Raw genomic sequence first — 4,725 nt, 5'->3', positions numbered from 1 at the left:
ATGTTCGTCATGGCGCCTCACCCTCGTCGAGCACCCGGCGCCCGGCCTCGCGCTGAACGGCGCTCTGGTCGAACCAGCGCCAGGCGAGAAGGGCCGTGTAGCAGAGCAGCGCGAGGAAGAACGCCTCCTCCACCGGCAGCTCGGGGGCCAGCAGCAGGCCGGTCATGTGCGGCGAGTCGCCGCGCGCGAAGATGCCGAGCACCAGCCCGAGGCCGTCCCACAGCAGGAAGCCGACGACCCCGATCCCGACGGTCAGCGCCGCGCGGCGGGCGTCCGCCCAGAACGCGAGCCGGAACCGACGGTCCAGCAGGGCGAGCCCGCCGAGGGAGAGCAGCAGGGCGCCGAGGTACGCGAACCTCATCCGACCGACTCGCTCCAGACCCCACGGGGCCGCGCCGCGGCCAGGTAGCCCGGACGCAGCGGGGCGGGCAGCGGGTGCGACGAGGTCTCGCCCAGCATCCGCTTGACCACCAGCTCGGCGCTGATCAGGCACATCGGCAGTCCCACACCCGGGATCGTGCCACCTCCCACGTGCAGCACGTTGGGGACGCGCGAGGACACGTCGCCCGGCCGGAACATCGCGCTCTGCCGCAGGGTGTGCTCCATGCCCAGGGCACTCCCGCGCCAGGCGGAGAAGTCGCGGGCGAAGTCGGCGGGGCCGACGACGCGGCGTGTGACCACCCGGTCGCGCAGGCCGGGAACGCCCGCCCAGGAGCCGACCTGGTCGAGGAACCGGTCCGCGTGCTGCTCGAGGGTGTCCCCGCCGAGCGACGGGTCGGCAGGGAACGGGACCAGCACGAACAGGTTCTCGTGGCCCGGAGGCGCTGCGGTCGGGTCGCTCGCGGTGGTCCGCGAGACGTACATCGACGCCGCCTCGGGCACCCGCAGGCCGTCCGCCGGGGTGGCGCGGCCGGTGCCGAGGATGTCCTCGAAGTTGCCCGGCCAGTCGCGCGTGAAGAACAGCGAGTGGTGGGCCAGCTCCGGCAGCTCGCCGCGCACGCCGGCCATGATCAGCAGCGCCGAGATACCCGGCCCGCGGTCCTCCCACCAGGGCGCGGGCAGGTCGCGGTGCTCGCCCAGCAGGGCGGTCTCGGTGTGGTGCCGGTCCGCGGCGGACACCACGACGTCGGCCGGGATCACCGAACCGTCCGCGAGCCGCACCCCGCGGGCCGACCCGGACCTGCGCGGGTGCGCCAGCGAGGGGCGGGCGTCCTCGATCTCGATCGAGGCCACGTCGGCCTCGGTGCGGATCTCGACACCCTCCTTGCGGGCGATCCGCTCGAGCGCCTCGATCACCGTGTACATCCCCCCACGCGGGAAACGTACGCCGTCGACCAGGTCGAGGTGGCTCATCAGCGAGTAGAGCGCGGGGACGCGGTACGGCGACGACCCGAGGAACACCGCGTGGTACCCGAGCACCTGCCGGAGCACCGGATCGGTCACCGTCGAGGCGACCTTGTCCGCGAGCGTGCCCGTCAGCAGGCCGGCCAGCGTGCCGGACTGCCGCACGATCTCCGCGGTGAGGAGCCGGTCCGGTCGCGCGAAGGTGGTGTACAGGAACGCGTCGAGGGCGGTCCGGTACGCCTGCGTCGAGGCCTCGGTGTACCGCCGGATCGCCTCGCCGGCACCCGGCTCCCGCGCCTCGAACGTCGCCCAGTTGGCCTCCGGGTCGCCGACCACGTCGAACGGCTCCGCGGGTCCTCCGTCGAGCGGCTCCGGGAACAGGCGGTACGCCGGGTCCAGCCGCTCGAGGTCGACGTGGTCCTCGATCCGCTGGCCCAGGAGCGCGAACGCGTGCTCGAACACCTCGGGCATGAAGTACCAGGACGGTCCGGTGTCGAACCGGAACCCGTCGATCGACACGGTCCCGGTGCGGCCACCCAGCTGGTCGTGCCGTTCCAGCAGCGTCACCAGCGCGCCACCGCGGGCGAGCAGCGCGGCTGTGGTGAGGCCCGCGATGCCGCCGCCGATGACGACGACCCGCCCCGGACGAGGTCCGCTCATGCGCCGACCTCGCGACCCGAGCGCGCCTCCGCCAGCACGGACTCGCCGACGACCAGCAGCTTGACCGGCGTGGGCAGACGCACCCGCTCGGTGAGCAACGACTCGGGAGGCCGCGTCGCGATCTCGTCGAGCAGGCGCTGGTACAGAGCCAGCGTCGCGCCCACCGCGTAGCGCGCCCGTCGCGGCAGGGTCGGCACCGCAGCCCGGGCGACGGCCACGTCCGCGGAGATCTCCGCGAGGATCGCGTCCAGCTGCGCCTGGTCGAGCTGCCCCGGGGTGGTCCCCGGGAAGTAGGAGCGCCCCAGCTCCTCGGTGTCGTCGCCGAGGTCGCGCAGGAAGTTGATCTTCTGGAACGCCGCGCCCAGCGCGCGCGCTCCGGCCACCTGCGGCTCGTCGGGCTCACGCACCGGCTCGTCCGGGCGCCGGTCCTCGTTGAGGAACGCGCGCACGCACATCAGGCCCACCACCTCGGCCGACCCGTACACGTACTCCTCGAAGCTGGTGCGGTCGTGCTCGTGCACCGTGAGGTCCGCCCGCATCGAGGCGAAGAACGGCTGCGTCTCCGCGGCGGTGATCCCCACGCGCCGGGCCGTCCGCGCGAACGCGTGCACGACCAGGTTGGTGGAGTATCCCGTGCGCAGGGCACGTGCGGTCTGCTCCTCCAGCTCGTCCAGCTCCGCACCTGCGTCGTCGCCCCGGTAGGTGTCCACCACCTCGTCGGCCAGCCGGACCAGCGCGTACACCGCGCGGATGTCCTGCTGCGCTCGCCGCCCTAGCAGCCGGGTGCCCAGCCCAAACGACGTGGAGTACGCGGCCAGCACACCGGCGCTCGTGCGCGCGGCTGTGGCGTCGTACAGCCGGAGCGCCCGGTCACGGGCCGATCGCACGTCCGACATCCGCTCCCCCAGCACTCAGTGACCCCGCCCGACCAGATCGTCGACGACGCCCACAAGGTAGCCCCCCAGGGGCTGCGGCAGGCTGCCCGCCGCCAGGGATCGCGCGTGCAGGCCCGTGCGCCGGGTCAGCTCCCGCACCGCTTCCAGCGCACCGCTCGACACCATGACGTCCCGCACGGCCGCGGCACCCGACTCGTCCAGGTCGGGCCGGCCCACGTGCGTGTCGAGCACCGCGCACCCGGTGGCGTCCGTCATCGCGTACGCCCGCCGGAGCAGCTCGGTGCGCTTGCCCTCGCGCAGGTCGGACACCACCGACTTGCCCGTCACCGCGGGGTCCCCGAACACGCCGAGCTCGTCGTCGGTCAGCTGGAACGCGACCCCGAGGGCCGAGCCGACCCCGTCGAGCTGCGCGATCCGCTCGTCGTCCGCTCCGGCCAGGATCGCGCCGACGACCAACGGCAGGCTGCCCGAGTAGGCGGCGGTCTTCAGCTCCGCCACCGCGAGCGCATCGACGTCCCGCGGCGACGAGAGGGACGCGGTCACGTCGAGCAGCTCCCCGATCACCGTGGTCTCGATGCCCTCGGCCAGCAGGCCGACCACCCGGAGCAGCTCCGACCGGTCCGCCGGGGCGCTCACCACCAGCGAGAACGCCGAAGCGATCGCCAGGTCGCCCGCCAGCAGGCCCGCGGCCAGCACCTGGTCGTCCACCACGCGCCCGGCCAGTCCCCGGGCTGCCAGGCGCGCCCGGGTCGCGCCTGCGACGTTGGGCCGCCCGCGGCGCACCTCGTCGTGGTCCAGCAGGTCGTCGTGCACGAGCATCGCCGTGTGCAGCACCTCGACGGCTGCGGCGACGGGAGCGATGGCACCCGCGTCCTGGCCACCGAGCCCGAGGTAGGCCGTGACCGCCAGCCGCGGCCGCATGAGCTTGCCGCCGACGACGTCCGCCAGGTCGGCCCACAGACGCGCCGCGACGTCGGAGCGCCCGGCTGCATGCCCTACCCGACCCGCAAGGAAGTCCTCCAGGACGCCGGCGGTCACCGCCATCGCGCGTTCGACCGCGACAGCCAGGTCGGCGGCGTCCGCCGTGTGCACCGCATCCGGTCGGACGACCACCCCCGGCGCTCCCGTCTCCCTGTGCATCCGGCCCCTCCCGTCAGTGCCCTGGACCGTCCTGCAGCGCGCCAGCGGGGTAGACGCTCAGCGTACTGAGCATCCCCTCGGACGCCACTGCAGACGGCTGTCGGGTCCCCTTCTGTCCGGAGGCCCCCGACGGATGCACCCACGACGGATGTGTGTGCGTGGCACGGCGTGAACTGGTCCTTGCCGACGCGAGTACGCCGACGAATTCACGTCCGCAGCGGACGATCCCCTGCTACGGTGCGAATCGCCGACATCACTCCAGTCAGGAGACGCTATGACAATCGGACGAACGATCGCCGCAGGCACTGCCACAGCCGCCCTCGCACTCGGCGCACTCGTCGCCAGCTCGACCGCCGGCGCCGCGACACTCTGGACCTATGTCGGCCCGTTCGGTGTCGTCAACGAGGCAAACCACGCGAGGTGCGAAGCGGTCCGAAAGGCCTACATCGCCGATGGCCTCATGACCAAGGCGTGCTACACCCGCAACGGCTACTGGTACTTCTCGGTGGAGATGTGAGCTGACCGTCGCAGAGCGGACCGGGACCTGCAGGTCGAGAGACTCCACCGCGGGGTGCTGAGCCCACGACGAGGGCGCACACGGCCGCACCGCTTGCGTCGGTAGGCTTGGCACCATGACATGGCTGGTCACCGGGGGTGCCGGGTACATCGGGTCGCACGTGGTGCG

5 protein-coding genes are annotated in these 4,725 nt (G+C 73.0%); 1 reads left to right on the top strand and 4 read right to left on the bottom strand.

What is annotated here, in order from left to right:
• Positions 1-7: 7 nt before the first annotated feature.
• Genes AC1DUQ_RS17805 through AC1DUQ_RS17790 form a run of 4 tightly spaced genes read right to left on the bottom strand, consistent with a single transcriptional unit; the run spans position 8 to position 4,040 of the window.
• A complete protein-coding gene (locus tag AC1DUQ_RS17805) occupies positions 8-361 on the bottom strand; it encodes a lycopene cyclase domain-containing protein (RefSeq protein ID WP_477061104.1) in 354 nt (117 codons plus the stop codon).
• Entirely contained in the window at positions 358-2,004 is a 1,647-nt protein-coding gene (gene crtI, locus AC1DUQ_RS17800) for a phytoene desaturase family protein (protein WP_477061103.1), read from the bottom strand. Before crtI ends, AC1DUQ_RS17805 begins: the two co-directional genes overlap by 4 nt.
• Entirely contained in the window at positions 2,001-2,900 is a 900-nt protein-coding gene (locus tag AC1DUQ_RS17795) for a phytoene/squalene synthase family protein (RefSeq protein WP_477061102.1), read from the bottom strand. The genes crtI and AC1DUQ_RS17795 overlap by 4 nt, the downstream gene beginning before the upstream one ends.
• Positions 2,901-2,915: 15 nt before the next feature.
• Positions 2,916-4,040 carry a polyprenyl synthetase family protein gene (locus tag AC1DUQ_RS17790; protein WP_477061101.1) on the bottom strand — a complete coding sequence of 375 codons (1,125 nt, stop codon included), beginning with the start codon at positions 4,038-4,040 and terminating at the stop codon, positions 2,916-2,918.
• A 274-nt stretch (positions 4,041-4,314) separates the two neighbouring features.
• Here AC1DUQ_RS17790 and AC1DUQ_RS17785 point away from each other — a divergent pair, with 274 nt between their 5' ends.
• Positions 4,315-4,557 (top strand): hypothetical protein, encoded by a 243-nt coding sequence (locus AC1DUQ_RS17785; RefSeq protein ID WP_477061100.1) that lies wholly within the window; start codon positions 4,315-4,317, stop codon positions 4,555-4,557.
• The last annotated feature ends 168 nt before the right edge of the window (positions 4,558-4,725 follow it).

Source organism: Cellulomonas sp. P4_B5_2, assembly GCF_056402235.1.
The sequence above is the reverse complement of the archived record's forward strand: the minus strand, read 5'-3'. Positions and strand labels throughout refer to the sequence as shown.